Annotated in this window: 2 pseudogenes; both read left to right on the top strand. The window is 43.8% G+C overall.

The annotated features are described in order from the left end of the window. Positions 1 to 555, top strand: a pseudogene (locus R7Q46_RS25535) (ribosome biogenesis GTPase Der); the annotation flags it as partial. A gap of 233 nt (positions 556 to 788) precedes the next feature. Further along, positions 789 to 944 (top strand): annotated as a pseudogene (locus R7Q46_RS25530) (alanyl-tRNA editing protein); the annotation flags it as partial.

Here is a 944-nt window from a genome sequence, read left to right as displayed (position 1 = left end):
TTTGCATTGAACGCCGGTCGTTCAATCGTACTAGCGGTAAACAAGTGGGATGGTCTAGATAACGAAGTAAAAGAGAACGTGAAGAAAGAGCTAGACCGCCGCCTAGGTTTCGTAGACTTTGCTCGTATTCACTTTATTTCTGCACTGCACGGTACTGGTGTTGGTCACTTGTTTGAGTCTATCCAAGAAGCGTACAAGTCGGCAACGACACGTGTTGGTACCTCTGTTTTGACTCGTATCATGAAGATGGCGACTGATGATCACCAACCGCCAATGGTTCGTGGCCGTCGTATCAAGCTAAAATACGCGCACGCAGGTGGTTACAACCCACCAATCGTCGTGATTCACGGTAACATGGTTCGTGAACTTCCGGATTCATACAAGCGTTACTTGATGAACTACTTCCGCAAGTCACTGGAAATTATGGGTACGCCAATTCGTATCAACTTCCAGAATAGCGAAAACCCGTTTGAGAATCGTGCGAACAAGCTAACCTTGTCTCAAGAGCGTAAGCGTAAACGTATGATGTCTGTGGTTAAAAACCGCAAAAAATAATTTAAGCATTTGAAGATACCCAAGTTTTTACTTGGGTATTTTTTTATCTGTTTTTTGCAACCTCGAAAAGTGATGTGAGATGTGTCCTTTTCCAAACCTTACTTTCATCATTATCACAATGTTCTTCTGCGCGGTTTTCCTCTAGTGATATTAGTGATGACGTGCAGATTCCTGTATCTTCAAATGCTCAGCACAAAACCTTAACTTCTTACATTCACAAAGATAAGCAAAGCATGACGATTACCGCGACACAAACCCGTTTTTGCCATCAAACTTGGCAGTTGGACGCTCAGATTCAACTCGTTCAAAACCACAATGAAGTGACCTACGTAGTCACCGACGTGACTCCGTTTCATCCCGTTAGCCATATCTGGTCTGATCATCCCGCA

Source organism: Vibrio sp. 811 (assembly GCF_033339195.1).
This window is presented reverse-complemented; position numbering and strand designations above follow the sequence as displayed.